This is a genomic window from Desulfonema magnum (assembly GCF_017377395.1).
Taxonomy (GTDB): domain Bacteria; phylum Desulfobacterota; class Desulfobacteria; order Desulfobacterales; family 4be13; genus Desulfonema_C; species Desulfonema_C magnum.
Map to the genome: position 1 here is coordinate 2,625,319 of NZ_CP061800.1, position 19,456 is coordinate 2,644,774.

11 protein-coding genes are annotated in these 19,456 nt (G+C 46.2%); 3 read left to right on the forward strand and 8 right to left on the reverse strand.

The window, feature by feature from the left end; translation table 11 throughout:
• Positions 1 to 222 precede the first annotated feature (222 nt).
• Positions 223 to 1,698, forward strand: a complete 1,476-nt coding sequence (locus dnm_RS10590) for an IS4 family transposase (protein WP_207679109.1) — start codon at positions 223 to 225, stop codon at positions 1,696 to 1,698.
• Between the two features lie 612 nt (positions 1,699 to 2,310).
• On the opposite strand, the gene dnm_RS10595 is transcribed toward dnm_RS10590, so the two are convergent.
• From dnm_RS10595 to dnm_RS10605, 3 genes are all read right to left on the reverse strand, one after another.
• Complete coding sequence (locus tag dnm_RS10595) at positions 2,311 to 2,823, reverse strand: transposase (protein WP_337833612.1); 513 nt, start codon at positions 2,821 to 2,823, stop codon at positions 2,311 to 2,313.
• A gap of 441 nt (positions 2,824 to 3,264) precedes the next feature.
• Entirely contained in the window at positions 3,265 to 4,341 is a 1,077-nt protein-coding gene (locus dnm_RS10600; protein WP_207683645.1) for an ISL3 family transposase, read from the reverse strand.
• On the reverse strand, positions 4,245 to 4,679 hold the full coding sequence (locus dnm_RS10605; protein WP_207682620.1) for a hypothetical protein: 435 nt from the start codon (positions 4,677 to 4,679) through the stop codon (positions 4,245 to 4,247). Before dnm_RS10605 ends, dnm_RS10600 begins: the two co-directional genes overlap by 97 nt.
• A 941-nt stretch (positions 4,680 to 5,620) precedes the next feature.
• Here dnm_RS10605 and dnm_RS10610 point away from each other — a divergent pair.
• Complete coding sequence (locus tag dnm_RS10610; protein WP_207682621.1) at positions 5,621 to 5,899, forward strand: type II toxin-antitoxin system RelE/ParE family toxin; 279 nt, start codon at positions 5,621 to 5,623, stop codon at positions 5,897 to 5,899.
• A 38-nt stretch (positions 5,900 to 5,937) separates the two neighbouring features.
• Positions 5,938 to 6,255, forward strand: coding sequence for a HigA family addiction module antitoxin (locus tag dnm_RS10615; protein WP_207682622.1), 318 nt, complete (start codon positions 5,938 to 5,940; stop codon positions 6,253 to 6,255).
• 350 nt (positions 6,256 to 6,605) lie between these two features.
• Here the strand turns inward: dnm_RS10615 and dnm_RS10620 are convergent, their stop codons facing one another.
• From dnm_RS10620 to dnm_RS10640, 5 genes are all read right to left on the reverse strand, one after another.
• Positions 6,606 to 7,862, reverse strand: a complete 1,257-nt coding sequence (locus tag dnm_RS10620; protein ID WP_207682623.1) for a transposase — start codon at positions 7,860 to 7,862, stop codon at positions 6,606 to 6,608.
• Between the two features lie 1,550 nt (positions 7,863 to 9,412).
• Positions 9,413 to 9,676: a hypothetical protein gene (locus tag dnm_RS10625; protein ID WP_207682624.1), complete on the reverse strand. Its 264-nt coding sequence runs from the start codon at positions 9,674 to 9,676 to the stop codon at positions 9,413 to 9,415.
• The gene (locus tag dnm_RS10630; protein WP_207682625.1) at positions 9,673 to 9,996 is read right to left on the reverse strand and encodes a tRNase toxin domain-containing protein; all 324 of its coding nucleotides are present in this window, start codon (positions 9,994 to 9,996) and stop codon (positions 9,673 to 9,675) included. The genes dnm_RS10625 and dnm_RS10630 overlap by 4 nt, the downstream gene beginning before the upstream one ends.
• Positions 9,997 to 10,580: 584 nt before the next feature.
• Positions 10,581 to 17,480: an RHS repeat-associated core domain-containing protein gene (locus dnm_RS10635; RefSeq protein ID WP_207682626.1), complete on the reverse strand. Its 6,900-nt coding sequence runs from the start codon at positions 17,478 to 17,480 to the stop codon at positions 10,581 to 10,583.
• Positions 17,378 to 18,763 carry a DUF4382 domain-containing protein gene (locus dnm_RS10640; protein ID WP_207682627.1) on the reverse strand — a complete coding sequence of 462 codons (1,386 nt, stop codon included), beginning with the start codon at positions 18,761 to 18,763 and terminating at the stop codon, positions 17,378 to 17,380. The genes dnm_RS10635 and dnm_RS10640 overlap by 103 nt, the downstream gene beginning before the upstream one ends.
• Positions 18,764 to 19,456: the final 693 nt, after the last annotated feature.

Consider the following 19,456-nt stretch of genomic DNA (forward strand, 5'->3'; position numbering starts at 1 on the left):
GAAACCGGGCAGGCACGACCCATAGGTGTAAAGTTAAGGAACTGCTGAATTGTAAAAATATCCTTTTATAACATATGGTTGTTGTTTAAATAAAATGCAAGAAATGCCGTGTCGCAAATTACTTTTTCATTGCATCTCTCAGCACATGCTGATATTCCGGACTGTGTGAAAAAAACAAAATATCCGACAATCTCATAAGATCATATTTGGGAGGACTGTGCAATGATAAATAAACAGATTAAAATTGATGTCAGAACAGTTAAAAAGTTTTTCAAAAAAGGAAAGATCAGAAAAATAGCTGAAAAAACCGGTTTCATAAAGAGAAAACGGAAATTGGACGCATTCGAATTTTTCATATCGCTGACTTTCGGTTCGCTGACAACGACCACAATAACTCTGGGTGCCATAGCGGAAAATCTGTCCGAATGTATTTCAAGGGCGGGAATAAATGACCGTTTTAATCAGTATGCCATTGATTTTCTGACAGAAGTTTTTTCATTTTTTTTCAGAACGGCGACTGAAAACGGACATAATATCAATATTGACGTATTAAATCAGTTCGGCAGAGTGAATATTATTGACAGTTCGTCATGGGAGCTGCCCCCGGGCCTGAAATCCGCATTTCCGGGATATAACATTGCGGGTTGCAAAGTTCAGTTAATGTATGATTACAAAACCGGAGTGATTCAGCTGTTTGATATAAAAAAACAAACGTGTAACGATCAGAGTTATTCGAAGACACTGGGCGATCAGATCAGCGCGGATGATCTGCTTATTTTCGATCTGGGATATTCAATTGCGGACATGCTGAAAATAACTGATGACAAAGAAGCCTTTTTCATATCCCGTTTTAATTATTCCGGAATCGGTCTGTATATAAAGAAAGGGGAAGAATATGAGAGAATCGGAATCTCGGAGATATTGAAAAAGCTGAACGGCAATGAGACAATATTTGAATTCGAATGTTATACGGGAAACAAAGAGAAAAAGATAAAGATACGCTTTTTCGCAGTCAGAGTTCCGGAAGAAGTTGCAAACAAAAAACGGAGAAAAATGTGTCAGAATGCCAAAAAGAAAGGAAGAACCCCCAAGAAAGAATCACTGCGACTGTGTGAGTGGAACTTTATGATGACAAATATTCCTGCTGAGAAAACGGAGGATGTGAGAACCATCCTTGCATTTTATCCGATCAGATGGTCTGTGGAATTATTTTTCAAACAGTTTAAATCGGTATTGAACATTCATAAAACAGAAGTAAGAAACAATGAGGACAGGCTCAGGTGCGAAGTATTGGGAAAAGCGATAGTTGTGATGTTCATATCCTACTGTTATTCGAATGCCAGATCAGAGGCATGGCGGATACTCGGCGAAGAGGTAAGTATTGACAAGACAGTGAAATATTTCAGAAGAAACATAGCCGGTCTGACAGTGCTGCTTTCGGATTCTGCTGACAAAGCGGCAAAACATGTCAGGAAAATGATAGCAAAAATAACTGACACATGCCGGAAAGAGAGGCAGAAAAGCAGAAAAAACTCCCTTGATGTACTTATCGACGGAGCAGTTCTTGAAAACTATAAATATGTAAAGGTAAACCTCTCGGAACTCGGGCAGCCGGGTAAAGGCATGCCTCTGTCTTTCCGTCTTTTCAATCTGATAAATGTGAATTTATTTTTTGAAATCATACCGTTAGCAGGTTAGTTAAGTATCCTTAACTTTACACCTATGAGGCACGACCCCGCCCGGCGCATGTCTGTGTCGCCCTTCGGCTCATCTTCCGATGAGTCATAAACACTCCGACGGATTTCCGCTGACACGGTTTGTGACATCCGCGTATCTCCCGTGTTTCTTTCCCTCTGACCGACATGCCCGGCATCACCTTCCCTTCGGCGGGTCGTCCGGGCAGGACTTCCCCGCCTTCCCGACCGGTGCTTTCCGCTCCGGTCATCGGTACTATTATGTTCCGCTAAGACCGCCGACCGCCCATCTCAGGTTCGTCCGATTTTCTCTGTCCTTACCTGATGATACCTTGTCTGCCTCTTCGCTTTCGCTCATCGGTCGGGTCAGGGCTGCCCCTTCCGATGCCAGGACTCCGCGTCACTGGCTGACCGGCACCCCTGACCGGATTTATTTTACAAGGAAACGGCCGGCTCTCCCAAGTTCCCGGGGCAGCCCTGTAAATACATGCCCCGGTCTCAGACCCCGGCGGTACCCGACATACTCGCCACGGCCGGGCATTTTTGCCTCCTTATCGCATACCGGATTGCCGCCTTCCGTTCGTTGAATAACATATATGTTGAATAGTTTTTTCCCTCAGCTTCCTGAGTATTCGGCCAGCCAGAAGTTTTCCGACAATACTCCGGCCGCCTTCAGTCTCTGATGACGGGACATCCCGATAATGTGATGACATGCATCATCCGCTGAGATGTCTATGTTCTCCGTGGGACGGTTTGCCAAAGCACGCCTTTTGACACTTTTCCACAGATGACCCATGGCGTTCATTTTCGGCGTTGCCGTGGGCAGAAGTCTGATCTCAATTTTTAATTCGTCAGCCAGCATGAGAGTGTCTTCCTCGGTATGCGGTGTCCCGTGATCTTCGAACAGAATTATATGCCAGCCTCGCCAGTGCGAACGGAGCATCTTCATGAAATACCGGTGTGTATGCTCATCCCATATGTCCGTGATCAGAAGCAGAACATCGCCGCTGCGGATGTTGATGGCTCCGTGAAGAACGCGCCTGGCATGACTGCCCGATATCGGCACTCTGACCTGCTCTCCCCCGGTGTCCGCGGCATCCTCGAAGAGGAGGATTCTCCGTAATGCCAGGTCGGCGAACGACGAATCAGATCATAACGCAGACTCTTCCATATGACGCCAAGTCTTTCCATTGCGTAGCTTATGCTAAGTACCTAACCATAAGTTTGGTTCTCTGGTAATTCGTTTTAAAAACAAATTGTTTATAAATCAGCAGATTATCATAAATATCCGAGTGAGGAATGTCAGTTTTATGTTTTCTCTTTCCTGTCTGACAAGGTTTTCGGATGACTTAACGACAAACCTGTATTATATTGTATGATATTTTGTCAACTTATATTAATAAAAAAACAGGAGGCCGGAATATGACATTTACATCCGAGGCAGAGATCATCGGCAGACAGCAGAAAAAACCGGCTCTCTGGTAATTCGTGTTAAAGCTTTTTATCATATAAAATAACAAGTTATCATATTCAGCAGCTCTTTGACAATTCAATTTCATTGTTCTCATTATTATGAGGCAAACAAAGAATATCCTTTCAGATCGAGAAATATTCTTCGAAAGAGATTTTCAATATTCGTAATACCGTAACACCGCCGTTTTATCACTTTTATCTTGTTATTCAGTCCTTCCGCGAAGCCGCTTGTCTGTCGGCCGGCAAAATAATTTATTATCTCACTATTACGTTTTTTTAATGTTTTAAGAAAGTTATCGAAGCAGTCCAACCCGTTCGCTCCGACCCGTATTTTCCATATCCTGATTTTTCGCTTTGCTTCGCTCTTTGAAATATCCTCTTCGAAAATATCCGTGAGTTCTTTGCAGAAATCGTAAGCGAGTTCCAAAACGGGAGAATGTCCGAACAGACGTTTCAGAACCTCCTTTTCCTCATCGCTCAGTTTCTCCTCTTTTTTCCGCAATGCCCGCATTGCTCCTTTCAGTTTTCCGTATTCCTCTTCCGACAATTCCTTTTTCAGACGCCTCATCTCCTTTTTGCGAAGTCCGTCAAAGTCTTTTCTGTACAACTTCGCGACATGAAAACGGTCTGCTATGATTTTCATTCTTTTTCCGAAAACCTCCTTCGCCGCATTGATAAACCCCTCGTACATGTCCGAACATACTCCCCTGATTGTCTTTCTCAGCCTTTTCGGAATCGTTTTCAGAAATTTCTTCACGGTTTCCTTTTTACGGTCTCCGGGAACTGCCAATATTACTGTCTCTCCTTCTGTAAGCGATGTCACAATCGTCACAAAATCCTTATGCCCCTTTTTCAGAGAAATCTCATCAGTTCCTATGATATCGATTCTCTTTATTTCGTCCCACTTTACCTCGGCATCAGTCCGACGGCTGATAATTCCCGTCACCGCATCATATCCGAGGTTTTCCTTAATGCTCACATCTTCTGTGGTACTGTTAACCATCTGAAATAATATATATTCCTCATATTCATTCGTATGCGGACTTCTCTGTTCGTACCACGATGCCTTCTGCGTCGTCACCGGGCTGCCTTCGCAATCCGTACACTGATATCTCGGCGGACAGATACGGATGTAAGTCTTTCTGCCGAAAACAGAAAGATGACGGAGCAGGATTTCCCTTGACCGTAAGGTTTGTCAATTTCCGCTCCGCATCGGTCACAGCAGCTTCCTTCGCGGGTGCTCCTTACCGTTATGATGACATCTCCTGTTTTATTTATCTCGGTTTTTTCCACAGCCACGTCCGGAATATTCAGCAGTTTTTCCATGTCCGGAAACGTATTCTGAGAAGTATTCCGGCACGGAAACGTGAGGGGAGTCCGGGGATACGGATACTGCGCTCTGCCTCTGTCATCTGTAATGTTTCCGAACGGAGAATACGGATTCTCTCCGGGGAAATAAAAAGGTTTTTTCTGCTGTCTGCCGATGATCTCTGCCTCGGATGTAAATGTCATATTCCGGCCTCCTGTTTTTTTATTAATATAAGTTGACAAAATATCATACAATATAATACAGGTTTGTCGTTAAGTCATCCGAAAACCTTGTCAGACAGGAAAGAGAAAACATAAAACTGACATTCCTCACTCGGATATTTATGATAATCTGCTGATTTATAAACAATTTGTTTTTAAAACGAATTACCAGAGAACCACAATTTTTCCGAAAAATCCGGTCATCAGTTTTTTCTTCGCAGCCTCTTATAAATTATGCAGATAAATTTTCAGCCGGATTTCACATCCCACCCCTCAGAACTTATTTGGTCGGACAATAATATCCGACCAAATAAGTTCTGAGAGGTGAAATGTGGAATCCGGTCAGAAATTTTTCCACAGAATTTCTGAAGTCTCATTTTTCAAAGCGGGGAATTTATGAGAATTCGCCATTTTCATAGGAATGAGTAATTCAGTTCTGCTAAAAATTACCGTTTCTTATTCATTTCAGATGAGAATGAGATGAATTATATGAGTAAAAAAATTCGCATTAAAATATCAGCAAAATGAGACAATTTTTCCGAAAAATCCGGTCATCAGTTTTTTCTTCGCAGCCTCTTATAAATTATGCAGATAAATTTTCAGCCGGATTTCACATCCCACCCCTCAAAACTTATTTGGTCGGACAGTAGATGCACCTCCCGGAACCCTCTGATTACATGCAAAGGGTCAACTCTGAAAAGCTGAGAGTAATCCCTGCCTAACCACAATCCGCAAGGATTACTCCATGAGATGCCAAATAATCCCTGATTATCGCCAATCCATATAGTTTGTCCACAGGATTCATTTGCCCTTTTCAGATTTTCGGATGGGAAATATCAGAGAAGCAAATGGAGGGAATGTCACTCTCTTTTTCTGCTTTCTATTGACGGATTGGTTTATTGCGGGTTATAATAAAAAAAATTATGATAAGATCATTTGCTCACAAAGGTTTGAAAAAATTTCATTATGACGGGATCAGAAAAGGTGTCCAGTCCAAACACGCTGCCAAGCTGGCGGACATTTTGGATGTACTCGAGTTTGCAACCACCATTGACGATATGAATCAGCCCGGTTATGATTTGCATTTGTTGGAACCCAAAAATGAAAACCGATGGGCTGTCAAAGTATCTAAAAACTGGAGAGTCACCTTTAATTTTGAGAATGGAAACGCCTGTAAGGTTGACTATGAAGATTACCATTAATATTGCATCCATACAGCTTTTGAATCAAGGAGATTCTTATGAAACTACGAAAAAGACCGCCGACCCACCCGGGAGGCATATTGAAAAGAAATTATATGGATCAGTCTGTTGCGACACTCAGCCAACTGGCCGATATCCTGAGGTTGCCAGAAGAAGCCGTGTCAGAAGTTGTAAACGAACGTGCCCCTGTTACTGCGGACATGGCCCTGCGCATTTCACGGGCATTCGGCACCAGTCCTGATCTCTGGCTGAACATGCAGCAATATTATGATCTGTGGCATGCGGCGAATGATTCAAAGGAGTGGGAAAAAGTCCGGCCGGTGATGTTGTCAGAGTTGCCCGTTGTTCAGATGTAATTCTTTCAGATGCCCGCGGGTCAATATGTTTGTAGATATGAAAACATCCAAGCTACAAACATGTCGGCCCCTGCGGGCCTCTGCCTCAGTCATATCCGAAGGCCCGGTTGCGGAAAGGTTTGGAGTAATCCCTGCTTAACCATAATCCATGTAGATGGCATACGGATTGCCTTCATCTACACGGATTTACTTAAATGTTGCCCGAAATTTTGTTCCTAATCTGTAAATCCTTGCCAGGAAGGGATTCAGCGTTTCTTGTTCATATAAGAGCCGTTATTTATTACTTAAAACTTTCCCGAAAATTTAATTCTGACTCTCAGAGCCTTATTTGGTGAGGATTTACAAATTCGTCATGCGGCAAGAACCGATTTTAACTCATTTTTATATCTGTCGGGACCTCCTATTTTGGTTAACTCATGAATAATATTTGCTGTTTTTTTATTTTCCGGAATTTTTACAACTCTCCGCTGCTTTTCCGGAATCGTGCCGTCTGTTCCGATTCCCGGAAGACCGGCATTCAGCAGAATATAGGCACAGTAAATGAGACTGACATGCGATTCGACGGAGGAGAAATGCTTTGCGGAAATATCTCCGAATCCGAGATGCATTTTGACATGTTTGTGAAAAATTTCGATTTTCCACCTGAGCCGGTATGCGGTGAGAATCTGACAGAGGGTTGCCTTCAGGTCGCCGCATGCGAGATATTTGCGACGTCCGTCGCGTTTTCTTTTAAATTCGGAACATACCGCTCTTATTTTTCCCACACCTTTGAGAAAAACCTCGGCATGTCGCACGCGGAACTCCTTCCGCCTTCTTTTCGGGCCGTCCGTGAGAATACGCACGGTCTGCCATGCAAGCTTCCGATATTTTTTAAAAAACAATCCGACCCCGTCCCATCCGGAGGACTTCGGAGTTTTCGCATACCTCGCCTCCGACTTCACGCCCCGGCAAATTTTCAGGGCGGTGACAAAATGCCATCCTCTGTTCAGAACCGTGTTTTGTATCTTTTTATTGTCATAGCCGCTGTCGGTCAGAACGACAACCTCATTATCTTTGTGAAAACCGACATATTCATACAAATTCAGATCATTAAGATATCCGACAACTCTGTCATGTTCTGTCATGTACGTCAGCCCGTTTTCCCGGCAGTATTTTTTCGTATAAAAAGGGATCGGAGGAAGAGGAATTATTATTCCGTTAAAAAACAAAAGGATATTTGTCCACCGGTGTCCGATGACAAAACCTTTCCCATGATTGAATTTCTGCACATTTTCGGATTTCAGGCTGCTGCGATTCCGCATCGTGCTGTCGATGAGAATAAAAACACGCCACGGAAGAGACTTCGTTTTTTCAAGGACTTTCGAATATATTTTGGCCTGTTTTTTCGAAAGACTTTCCAAAGAATATTTTGCAACATCCTTATTATTATTATTTAAAAATTTACTGAAAGCGGACTTCTCCGTCCCCGACAGTTCGGATGCGAAAGTCAGAGAATGTTTCCGGGTTTCAGCCATGAGTGATATCAGATACCACAGACAGACAATCCGCAATCTGAATTTCATACTGATTTTATTCAGTACGGCGTCTCTGAATTTATGAAATCTCATAACCTGACCTCCCGAATTTTTAAATTTGAAGGATTTGTATGACAACTGTCAGAAAATGTAAACAAAAAAGCGGATTGCGATAAAAAGCGGTTTAAAATTCGGTACTTATATAAAGGAGATATTGTGATCTCTTATTTTAAAACAGATTACAGCGCAGAAATAAAATTTCGGGAAACCTTTAAGGATTTATGGTTAGGCAAGGATTGCAGCCCACCTTTCGGAGTGATACCGTTTGAGTTTTGAAATCATACTATACAAAAGCTTTATTTTGTTCTGTTGTAGATAATTGTACTTTTTCAATACTTGATTTCAATAGTGAATTGGTATGATTCGGTCATATACAAAGAACCGGGTATGAGGAGGCTGAGAGTAATCCCTGCTTAACCATAATCCGTGTAGATGCTCACTCGGAGTGATTCAGTCATATACAAAGAACCGGGTATGAGAAGGCTGAGAATCATCCCTGCTTAACCATAATCCGTGTAGATGACCACCACCCCCATCTACACGGATTATGGTTAAGAAAGGATTACCGCTCACCTTTCGGAAGGCTCAGATTACAATGCAAAGAACCGGGCATGAGAAGGCTGAGAGTGATCCCTGCTTAACCATAATCCATGTAGATGACCACCACCCCCCATCTACACGGATTGCGGTTAAGAAAGGGATTCCATTCAGCCGGAAACCCGTAATCCCTTCTTAACCATAATCCATGTAGATGAACACAATCCGTGTAGATGACCACCCCCCATCTACACGGATTATGGTTAAGAAAGGATTACCGCTCACCTTTCGGAAGGCTCAGATTACAATGCAAAGAACCGGATATGAGAAGGCTGAGAGTGATCCCTGCTTAACCATAATCCATGTAGATGAACACAATCCGTGTAGATGACCACCCCCCATCTACACGGATTATGGTTAAGAAGGGATTACCGCTCACCTTTCGGAAGGCTCAGATTACAATGCAAAGAACCGGGCATGAGAAGGCTGAGAGTGATCCCTGCTTAACCATAATCCATGTAGATGACCACCACCCCCCATCTACACGGATTGCGGTTAAGAAAGGGATTCCATTCAGCCGGAAACCCGTAATCCCTTCTTAACCATAATCCATGTAGATGAACACAATCCGTGTAGATGACCACCCCCCATCTACACGGATTATGGTTAAGAAAGGATTACCGCTCACCTTTCGGAAGGCTCAGATTACAATGCAAAGAACCGGATATGAGAAGGCTGAGAGTGATCCCTGCTTAACCATAATCCATGTAGATGAACACAATCCGTGTAGATGACCACCCCCCATCTACACGGATTATGGTTAAGAAGGGATTACCGCTCACCTTTCGGAAGGCTCAGATTACAATGCAAAGAACCGGGCATGAGAAGGCTGAGACTAATCCCTGCTTAACCATAATCCGTGTAGATGAATCCGCAGATGATAGCGTTGGGTTTCGTTCCTCAACCCAACCTACATGAACATCGCAGTTCTGGCCGAAGTTTCATAAATTTTTAATGGCACAATAGTCAAAGATAACAGCAATCAGTTATGCCGCATCAGCTTCCAGATCGGGCGTTTCATTGTCAGGCCCGGTCCCAAGCAGTTTGTTTTTGGCCTCCCGAATGGCATTTGCGGCATCCTCGGCACTAAAAACCCAGAAGGTGTGATTCGGATTCGGGTATAATGCCAGTCTGAGTTCATTTTGTTCCTGAAAAATTTCCCCCCACTGCTCATTGTCATACCAGAGTTCGGCAACAAGCCCCTCTCTGTCAGGAACGCTTGCGAGGGTTATTGTCATTTTTTCGTTCATGGTTCGAGAAATCCTATGAAATTGCCGTCAGCATCATAACGAATGCCCCGACCGTCCGGTGTTCTGATATCTGTGATCTCACCGAACCGGGCATGGCGACGGCATGTATGACTACAGTTCGGAGTGTTCAGGATGGCTTTCACAACACCCTGAGCCACTCTGTCAATCTCCTCCGGATTTCCCGACACTTTGGGAAATGCGGAGGATGTGCGATTGCCATGTTTTTGCAGCGCCCTGCCCGCCTTGGTGAGTTCGCTTCGGTTGGGAAGTCCGGCGGACATTAGCAGATCATCTTTTGAAAATCGTTCCAATTTTTTCAATCCGTCTCATTCCTGCCTATCAGGTAAGGAATATGTATTTCCCTTTAAACATAAATGGTCTTCCACGAAATGTCAGACAATCCGCACGGACTGAGGTCTTCTGCACGGATTATGGTTAGGCATGGATTTCCGCCAACCTTTCGGAGTGGCTCGGTTACATGATCTACACGGATTATGGTTAGGCATGGATTTCCGCCAACCTTTCGGAGTGGCTCGGTTACATGATCTACACGGATTATGGTTAAGCATGGATTTCCGCCCACCTTTCGGAGTGATTCGGTCACATGCAAAGAACCGGGTATGAGAAGGCTGAGAGTAATCCCTGCTTAACCATAATCCGTGTAGATGACCACCACCATCTACACGGATTGCGGTTAAGAAAGGGATTACATTCAGCCGGAAACCCGTAATCCCTTCTTAACCACAATCCGTGTAGATGAACACAACCCGTGTAGATGAATCCCCAGATGACAGCGTTGGGTTTCGTTCCTCAACCCAACCTACATGAACTGTGCAAATGGCGTTCGGTTACATGCAAAGAGTCAAGCGTGAGAAGGCGATCAATATAATCCCCATAAATAAAATCATGGACTTTTGCAAGAATCGGTTGATTTTTCCCAATTCGGATTTAATGAAAAAAGGAAATAACACATCAAATCTGTTAGTTTTTCATCATAAGGTCTGTCCTTAATCTTATGATAGTATCCTTCAATCAAGCCATAGCCATCATCCTTATAAGGGGTTTCAAGGTCTTGCTCTTTCACGACTTCATATTTTCCCTTATATCCACTTTTTGAGAATACATATCTATCCCCTTCTTTGCTTTCTATCAAAAAAGTTGCGTAATGAGTCAGATAGTCACTTTTAGAAGTATTATGTATGCCTTTGCTATCATCAGCATACCTTACAATATCGCCGAACTGTGGTATATCTACTTTTTTAAAGTAGCTTAACAATTTGTCGGGGCTCTCATATCTTGACAGACCACCTGATCCTGCATATATATCCAGCGTACCTAATGCTATAGATAGAGATGTACCCCAACAGTTATTTGGTTGCCGATTATGTTTCCCCCCACATACTGCTTCCTTACATTCGTCAACATCGCCGAATCCATATCTGGAAAAGTCTTTGGAACACAGCGTCCCTACTTGTTTGTCAGTGGCTTTACAAGCGTGGATAAGCGGATTATATGTGTTGTTCTGCTCTGCGAGCCAATGATTCATAAAAATCAACTCGGGGGTTATATCGGGAATTGCAAAATGTTGACCGGTTTCGATAGCACTTGGATGAGTCAAGCCCAACCTGTCTTTATTCGCATCAAATATCGCCGTATAATTGTTACCACTACCTGTTAGCTTATAGGCGAGGTCTGATAAATAATCTCCCTTTTCAGCAATTGCTACCAAATGACCATCTTTCGCAGCCATCTTCCAAAAACCCCATGGATCAAGGTAGCTTAGTGGATTATCATCCACATACATATACCGATGCAAACTAGCCGGGTTGTCAAGAACTCCCCGATACAAATCCTGCGTCAACCAAACCCCAGCATCCTTATCATAATGCCGCGCCCCAAACCAAACCAGCCCCATATTCTCATCATACTCTTTCCCTGTCAGCGTATAATGATTATGCGGATCCGTAAAGTTCCCATTCTCCGGCAGCACACCGCCATAAGGATCATACCGATAATTATGATGCGAATTCCCATTATGCTTAGTCAGCCCCGCGACATCACCTTTAAAGTTGTAATGATACCAGTACATCTGCCCATGGGTCCCGGCCTTGTAGTGGTGCATGGTGATAATGCGTCCGCCTGCGCCCCGGTAGAAGTCAGTCCGCTGACCGTTCAGCATGTAATATTCCGCAACCGGATCCAGCCCGTCAAACACATATTCGGCCCGCTTTTTCACCCCCTGAGCATCATTGGATTTCGGATCATACGTTTTCACCATCCGCCGCCCGCCGCCGTCATAAGCCAGCGTGGTAACAGCCCGGTCAATGCGGTTGAAATGATCATACCCCACCAGTTGATAATCCAGCGCCTCAACCAGCCGGTTTTCAGGATCAAACGTATAATCCACCCCATACAAAGGACCGTTCTCATCGCTCTCCAGCTTGTTGATGCGGGAGCCGTTTGCGTCATAAGTGAAATCCGTCCGGAGATCACCGTTGGGCATATCCGAGTCCTTCACCATGGTGAGAAGCTGATTCGCAGCATTATAGGTATAAGACTTGGTGAAACCGTCGGCCGACATGATATTGGTGGTCAGGTCTTTGGTGGTGGTCCACTCCAGACGGTTGCCCACCGGATCATAAGCGTAGGACATAAACGCCTTTTCACCGTTATTCTTGATGGGATCAATCTCCACGCCCGCGAGGCGGTGCAGCCCGTCATACGCGTAAGATTCTGTCACCACCGAAGGCTGTCGCCAGCCGTATTCCTTGACCGTCTGCGTGACATGCCCCACCGCATTGTAGGTATAATCAAACCCGGAGATGGTCTTGATCTTATCCAAAATCTGACGGGTTTCGAGACTCAGCACCCGATACACCTTGTCATAACTCAGATCCGTCTCCGTGAAATTCGGATTGGCAATGTGGGTGATGTTGCCCACCTTGTCCCGCTGATAATGGGTGCTCAGGTCTTCGGGAGTGGTCACGGTCTTGAGCCAGTTGTTGGGACTGTACGCATACGCCACCTGATTCCCGTCCGGATACACCATGCCGGTTCGGTTGCCTGCCGCGTCATAACTGTAATCAATCCCCCGGTCAAAGGGATCATCCGCACGAATCACCCGGTTCAGGGGATCATAGTCCCACGCGGTGGTTCCCAGACTGTCCTGCATCTCGGTCCTGTTGTTGTTGTGATCATAGGCATAGTTCACCGAAGCCCCGTCCGCATAAGTGATCTCCCGGAGCAGATTATCCGGATAGTACGCGTAGTCGGTCCGTGCGCGGTTCGCATCGGTCCGGGCAATCCGGTTGCCCACCCCGTCATACGCATAATCCCAGACATCCCCCAGGGGATTGGTCTCCCGGATCATCCGGCCCACCGCATTGTAATCAAAGGTCGTGAGGGACCCGTTCGCGTCAGTGATCCGGGTGAGAAGCCCTCTCGGATTATAAGCGTACTGAGTAAGCACATTGGTATCATTACTGGGCAGCACGCCTTCCTGATAGTTCTGCGTGACCCTGTTCAGGCGATACACCGCATCATAGCCATAGATCGTCACAGTATCATCCGCCTCAGTGAGCCGTATCCGGTTCCCCATGGGATCATAGCCAAATCCGGTGGTCTCATTTTCCGCATTTGTAGCGGCAATCAGCCGGTTCAGATCATCATAAGTATAAGCGGTTGCGTTCCCCTCCGCGTCCGTGACAGCCAGGAGATTGTTCACCCGGTCATAGGCAAAAACGGTGGCACCTGCCTCAAAATCAGTGATCCGGGTGCGCCGGTGCGCGGCATCATACACCAGTTCCGCGTGATGCGCCAGGGGATTGGTGAGGGAACGCAGGTTCCCCGCGGGATCATAGCTGTATTCACTGGTCACATTGGTCTCCGCGTCTCCGGGAACATCCAGTTTATAATTCCGAATCCTGCGGATCATCCGGTCCAGTTCGTTATAGTCATAATGCGTGACCACGCCTTTGGGATCCGTCTTATCCGTGAGCCTGCCGTTGTCATTGTACCGATAGACAGCGGCATGTTCCTCAGGACTGATCACCCGGGACAGCCGATATCCGGGCGTGTATTCAAAGGTGGTGGAAAATCCCCGGGGATTCAGCACCGAAGTCAGATTTCCCATGGGATCATACGCATATTCCCATTCATGGCCCTCCGCGTCCCGCCGGAGAATCCGCCGGCCCCGGAGGTCGTATTCGTAACTCGTGTCATAGTTCTCAGGATCCGTTAGACCCAGGAGATTCCCCGCGAGATTGTACGAGTATGTCACCGTGACATTGGTATCTGAATCCGGAGACTCCCCGGGGCGGTAATTCCGAATCACCGACGCGGGACGATACAGCGCGTCATAATCCGTATGGGTGATCATGCCGTTAGCGTCGGTGAAATCCGTGATTCTGCCCACCGCGTTGTACGCGTAGGAGAATGTCGTATCCAGGGGACCCCGAATCTGAATCACCCGGAGCAGATTGTCATACGCATAAGTCCATGAACGGCCCTCCGCATCGGTGAAACCGGTCAGCTCGTTCATCAGGCCGTAGGCATAATCGGCCGCGTCAAAGTTCAGTTGGTTTTTCACGCTGACCAGCCGGTCAGATGCGTCATGGCTGTAGCGGATATTACCGCCGTTCGGGTCCGTCCTGAGATTCAGGTTGTCATTGTCGTCAAAACCGAAGCTGAGTTCAAATCCCAGGGGACCGTTCACCGCGGTGAGATTGCTGTTGGGGTCATAAGTGTATTCATAGACATTGCCCAGGGGCTTCGTCATTCGGGTCACCCGGCCCAGCCCGTCATGATCAAACCGGGTGGTCGCGTCCTCTGCATCCTTCACAGCAATCAGGTCGCCCTCTGCATCATAGGTGTGGGTATTGTGATTCCCGGCCAGATCATAAACTTCCGTGGGCAGTCCCCTGGTGTCATATGTGACCGTGCCGCAGTCCCCCATGGGCACACACACCTTGGTCATATTGCCCCGGTCATCATATTCAAAGGTGGTTTCCCGGAGCGTGTCCGCATCCACATTTTCCGCCATGCGGGTGACACGGTTCAGGTCATTGTATTGCCATTCCCGGTGCCAGCCAAGAGGCCCGTCCGCAGTGAGGCGGTTGCCCCGGTCATCATACGTCCAGTGCCATTCCGCACCTTCCTGATCTTTGTAGTATGTGCGGTTGTAATCATCATCATAGTCATACAGTTCTGTTGAGCCGTCGGGATAGTCCAATTGAACCAGACGGCCCTTGTCATCGTAATGATGAACCGTCTTATTGTTGTATGCGTCCGTGATGGTGACAAGACTGATATCCTCATTGTATTCCAGGGTGCGTTTTTCGGTCTCGCCCTCTGTCTGCTCCACAGCATACCAGTTTTCCGAATCATAAGTCAGCCGCAGGGCATGATGTCCTTTCGGAGTGATCAGTTCGGTCATCTCATCGTTTTTATCATAGCGGTATTCCGTGCGTTTTTCCCGGCCGTTGATGAATGCGGTGAGCAGATCATCTGTGTATTCGTATTTGGTGGTGACACCTTCCGGCATACTCACCTGTGCAATATGACCGTCGCTGTCATAGATGAATTCCATCCCGCGGCCGCTTGCGTTTTCCACCCGCGTCAGTTGATCGCCGTTGTATGTAAAAGTGATGGTGTTGCCGTTCCGGTCAGATACTGCGGTCAGTTGCCCGGCTGTATTGTAACGCTTCTCCTCAGATGTGCAACAAGTCCGGCGCAACACATATTCCTCGCCTTCACGGGTGAGGATATCCGTGTTTAACGGAGATTCCGAAGAGTAAGTATCGTCTCCGTTATCCCTGAACAAAATGGTCCGCCCGTCACTCAGCATGATATGAACGCCTTCAAAATAAGGCGGCTTATCCACTTCCAGCAGGAATTCACCATAGGGGAATGCCCATGCGGTTCCGAAGTGTTCATAGGGACCCGCAATTTTCTCCTCGCTGACCTCGCCGCTGTCCTCATCCTGGGTGTAACGCATGATTGACGCAGGTGTCCACAGAGCAGCCAAAGAATTGTATGTGCGGTTCAATGCCAAAGTGGTTCCGCCGACTCCTGCAACAACACCGTCTATGTTACCATTTATAAAATTACCGTTGGTAGTGTTGATGGGATCGCCTTCGGTACCAGAGGGGTTTCTCTTGCCGCAGACATTTCCGCCCTTAAAAACGTCATCTCCGTATATGCCGGACCAACTGGCAGGAACTTCAATGGGGCCTATGCTGGCAGAAGCACCGCAGTCATCTTTGACAATCGCTTTATAAGTGGATTTTCCAATGGGTTTGAATTTCTCTGCCTTAGCCCTAAAAAGCGTCTCGTCATTATCATCCGGCTTCATGGGTTTGGATTCGCCGTTAAATATCAGTTCGACATTCAGGTCTTTAGGATTGCTGGCTGAAATTCTGACATCAACAACGGTTTTACCATGCCCGTCCTGCCAGACATCCATATATTCAATTTTGATCTTCGGCAGATAGCGGATTGAGTCGCTCAGTCTTGAGGATTCCCCGCCCTCACTTTTTACTTTGAAATAAACCGTTTTATTAGGTTCTTCCTCATTGGGCGGACTCAGCCGGAAAGTGGGAGCCTCTGAGTAGGATATCCAGTCCGCATCGTCAAAATCCTCATCACTTTCACTTGCCTTGTAGTGAGTCGGATTACCTCCGGCAATGTTGTTCAGCGTGACCTCACAGGTATCTGTTGAAGGCGCGTCATCATTAATTTTGTAATAGGTCAGGGATGCCGGTGGTATGGTTGTTGTTGTTGTCGTGGTCGGTGCCACAGTTGTTGTCGTTGTCTGCCCCGTCACAGTCGTGCTCGTTTGTCCCGTTATTGTGGTCGTAGTCGTGGCTGTTTGAGCAGGGTCTTTAATCGTAAAACTCCAGATTTCCGAATTCGGGCTGCCGCCTTCAGCATTTCCGGCCCGTACCATCCAATAATAGGTTCCGTCTTCCAAATCAACGCCATAAGAATCAGATGACGTTGTTGTATTAACAATGCAGCCGGCACATTCTTTGTCTTTGTTGCTCAGACTGCTCAGAACATCATCATTGTATGCGACAAAGAGCCTGTAAACTGTCGCTCCCTCAACGGGTTTCCAGTCAAGTGTCAGACTGTTTGGTTGTCCGGAGGAACCGTTGCCCGGACTTTCAAGAATCGGTTTGGAAGGTGGCTGGGCCTGACATTCTTCAACTGTGAATTCGATCCAAAGCGTTCCAAGATCAAGATAAGGCAATGTGTCGCCGTTGGTATCCAGAATATTGAAATAGATTTTATGGTATCCTGGTTCTTGTGGAACTGGAAAGTTTTCAACCGCAGCCTGACCCGTCTCCCAAGAGTTGATCGTAAATTTCGGATAATTGGTCTGTCCGTCGCTGTAACTGCTGTTTCCGGATTCCACCAATCTGAAATCAACGGCATTGGCACCGCTCTGATTTTGCAGATTCCATATCACTGTCAGCCGCTCTCCGCACGCGACAGTTTTGGGAGCGTCCTGTACCATTCCTTGATAAACCAGCTTTGTCCCCAGTCCGCCCACAACATCGGAAAAATGTGCAATCTCTCCCTCCAGGGTCTTTTCATCCGTATCAACCACCGTGGGAATAGGCACCCCGTCATGCAGAATGACCAGCTTGTCTTCAGGATAATTTTCAGGCACGGTTTCAGGATTGTATGTCAGCTTCACCTTTATCGGCCCGGAAAACTCGCTCCCATCAGGCCCAAGCTTAAAAACAGAGGTGATCGGAGCCTTTTCACTCTCATTGCTCCACAATATGGCAGATTCCCCCACAGCCCCCGGGGAACAACCAGGGCAAGGTCATCTTCGATATTCAGGCTTCCGCCTCTTTCAGCATCCACCACCGACGTGGATGCCGTCACCGGTGCGGTGATGGCCGAGGCCAGCTTAATGGTCGGCTTCAGGGTGTATTCCCCATTTTTAAAGGTCAGGGATGTGTCAGGATCAAAATCAATCAGCACCTGATCCAGCTCACCGGACCGGGTGTCTTTGTTCAATATCAGCTTCAGCCCGGAATGGTCCCCGCCCGGGACGTTCAGCGGATATTCCTGACCATTCGCAACCACCTTGCTGCCGGTGCCCAGCACAAACCGCAACTGGCCGATGTTCTTGCCTTCCGGCAAAAATGTGTCCGCCACAAGCAGGCCCGCATTGTCCGGGTCCAGCAGATTCACCAACTGGCTTCCCCCGACAACCTGACATCCGCCGCCACCGCCGCAGGCAGTCACTTCCTGGATATCAAGCCAGATTTGTGATTTGTCAGTTGTCAGTTGTGATTTGTCAGTTGTGGTTGGTGATTGGTCATCTGTTGCGCTTTCATGTTTTGTGTGCGTCCTGACGCTCACTTTCAGCCGGGCGGTCAGTTCATCAGATGATTTCAGGGAGCCGTCCTCCTGCCGGACCATGACAAAGGAAGATTGGATTGTTCCGTCATTGACAAAGCTGCCTGTGACTTTCAGCACCCGACGGTAAATATTTTTCAATGCAGCACCCTTGCGGACAACAAGAGAACCCACTGTCATGTTTCTGTCCAGCACCACATCCCCGACAATCTCCACGCTCATCAGCTCGCCATTGGGAACAACACCGCCTTCCCAAGTATCCGGGTCATTCCAACGGCCTCCGTCGGCTTTGGAACGAATGGTCACACGAACCGCTGATTTTTCTGTCATTTCAGACGGGTCATGAATGGGAAATTCCCCGGTTTCATATATTTTTATCCCACGGGAACGGACAACAAAACGGAATCCCTCTCCTGTGGCATCTTCGGGAATTTTGATATGTTTTCCCGTGTCTCCCTGGTAATTCAGGGCATCTGTCCGGGCCAGAAGCTTGCCCTCCTTTCCCACAAGCCCGAAGGCCAGTCTTGCGCTCCTTCTCTGGGAGTCGAACTGCCATTGAAGATTGTAAATATCGCCTGATTTCATATCAGTCAGTGGTGATGTGATCCGGTCACCAGCCTCCCCGACTCTGATTGAAATGGCAGAAGCCGGCGCTGCTGAAAATACAATAGCCATAATCATTAAAAATACTGCCAAAAAACCAATCCGCTTCATACTGACCTCCTTTTTATTTATTTGTTAAAGGTTGCTTTTTTAGTTACCATCTACACGGATTGCGGCCATCTACACGGATTATGGTTAAGCAAGGATTACGGGCCGCCTTTCAGAATGTGCCGATTTAAGATTAAGCAAAAAACATGCCTAAAAAAAGTAATTATAAAATAAATCATTAACAATATTTCGGACAGTTTTTGAAGATCAAGAGCGTCTGAAATTTTAACTTATTGAAATCATAGAATTTTAATTTCTGACAGCAAAATATATAAATCCTATGAAAACAATATGTTATAAAAACTGTCCGAAGTATTGATTAAGAATAAAGAAAATAATTTTATGAATCAGACATAAGAAAGCAGCGAACCCATATAATCAAAATCTCCCCGAATGGGCTTTTATTGAATTTAAACATATAAAAACAAAATATTATCTCTGATATAATTAATTTTATAAAAATAATTATATTCATAGGGCTTTACCTCATATTTTTTACTCCTGTCCTTACCCGTCAGCATTCTCTTCCCTGATATATATACGGCCATCAGACGCTCAGTAACTCAGGCTCTGTCCGGTATTGTCTTTCATAAAAATCATAACCGGAAAAAACTAAAATAGGAATAATCGCATACCTGTCTGAAAGTGATCCGTATTTTAACGTGAAAATACATTTTGAAAAGCCGGGTTTTTTAT

Coding starts and splice junctions, on each gene's coding strand:
- dnm_RS10590 (WP_207679109.1), top strand. CDS start 223: ATGATAAATAAACAGATTAAAATTGATGTCAGAACAGTTAAAAAGTTT.
- dnm_RS10605 (WP_207682620.1), bottom strand. CDS start 4,679: ATGACATTTACATCCGAGGCAGAGATCATCGGCAGACAGCAGAAAAAA.
- dnm_RS10610 (WP_207682621.1), top strand. CDS start 5,621: ATGATAAGATCATTTGCTCACAAAGGTTTGAAAAAATTTCATTATGAC.
- dnm_RS10615 (WP_207682622.1), top strand. CDS start 5,938: ATGAAACTACGAAAAAGACCGCCGACCCACCCGGGAGGCATATTGAAA.
- dnm_RS10620 (WP_207682623.1), bottom strand. CDS start 7,862: ATGAGATTTCATAAATTCAGAGACGCCGTACTGAATAAAATCAGTATG.
- dnm_RS10625 (WP_207682624.1), bottom strand. CDS start 9,676: ATGAACGAAAAAATGACAATAACCCTCGCAAGCGTTCCTGACAGAGAG.
- dnm_RS10640 (WP_207682627.1), bottom strand. CDS start 18,763: ATGAAGCGGATTGGTTTTTTGGCAGTATTTTTAATGATTATGGCTATT.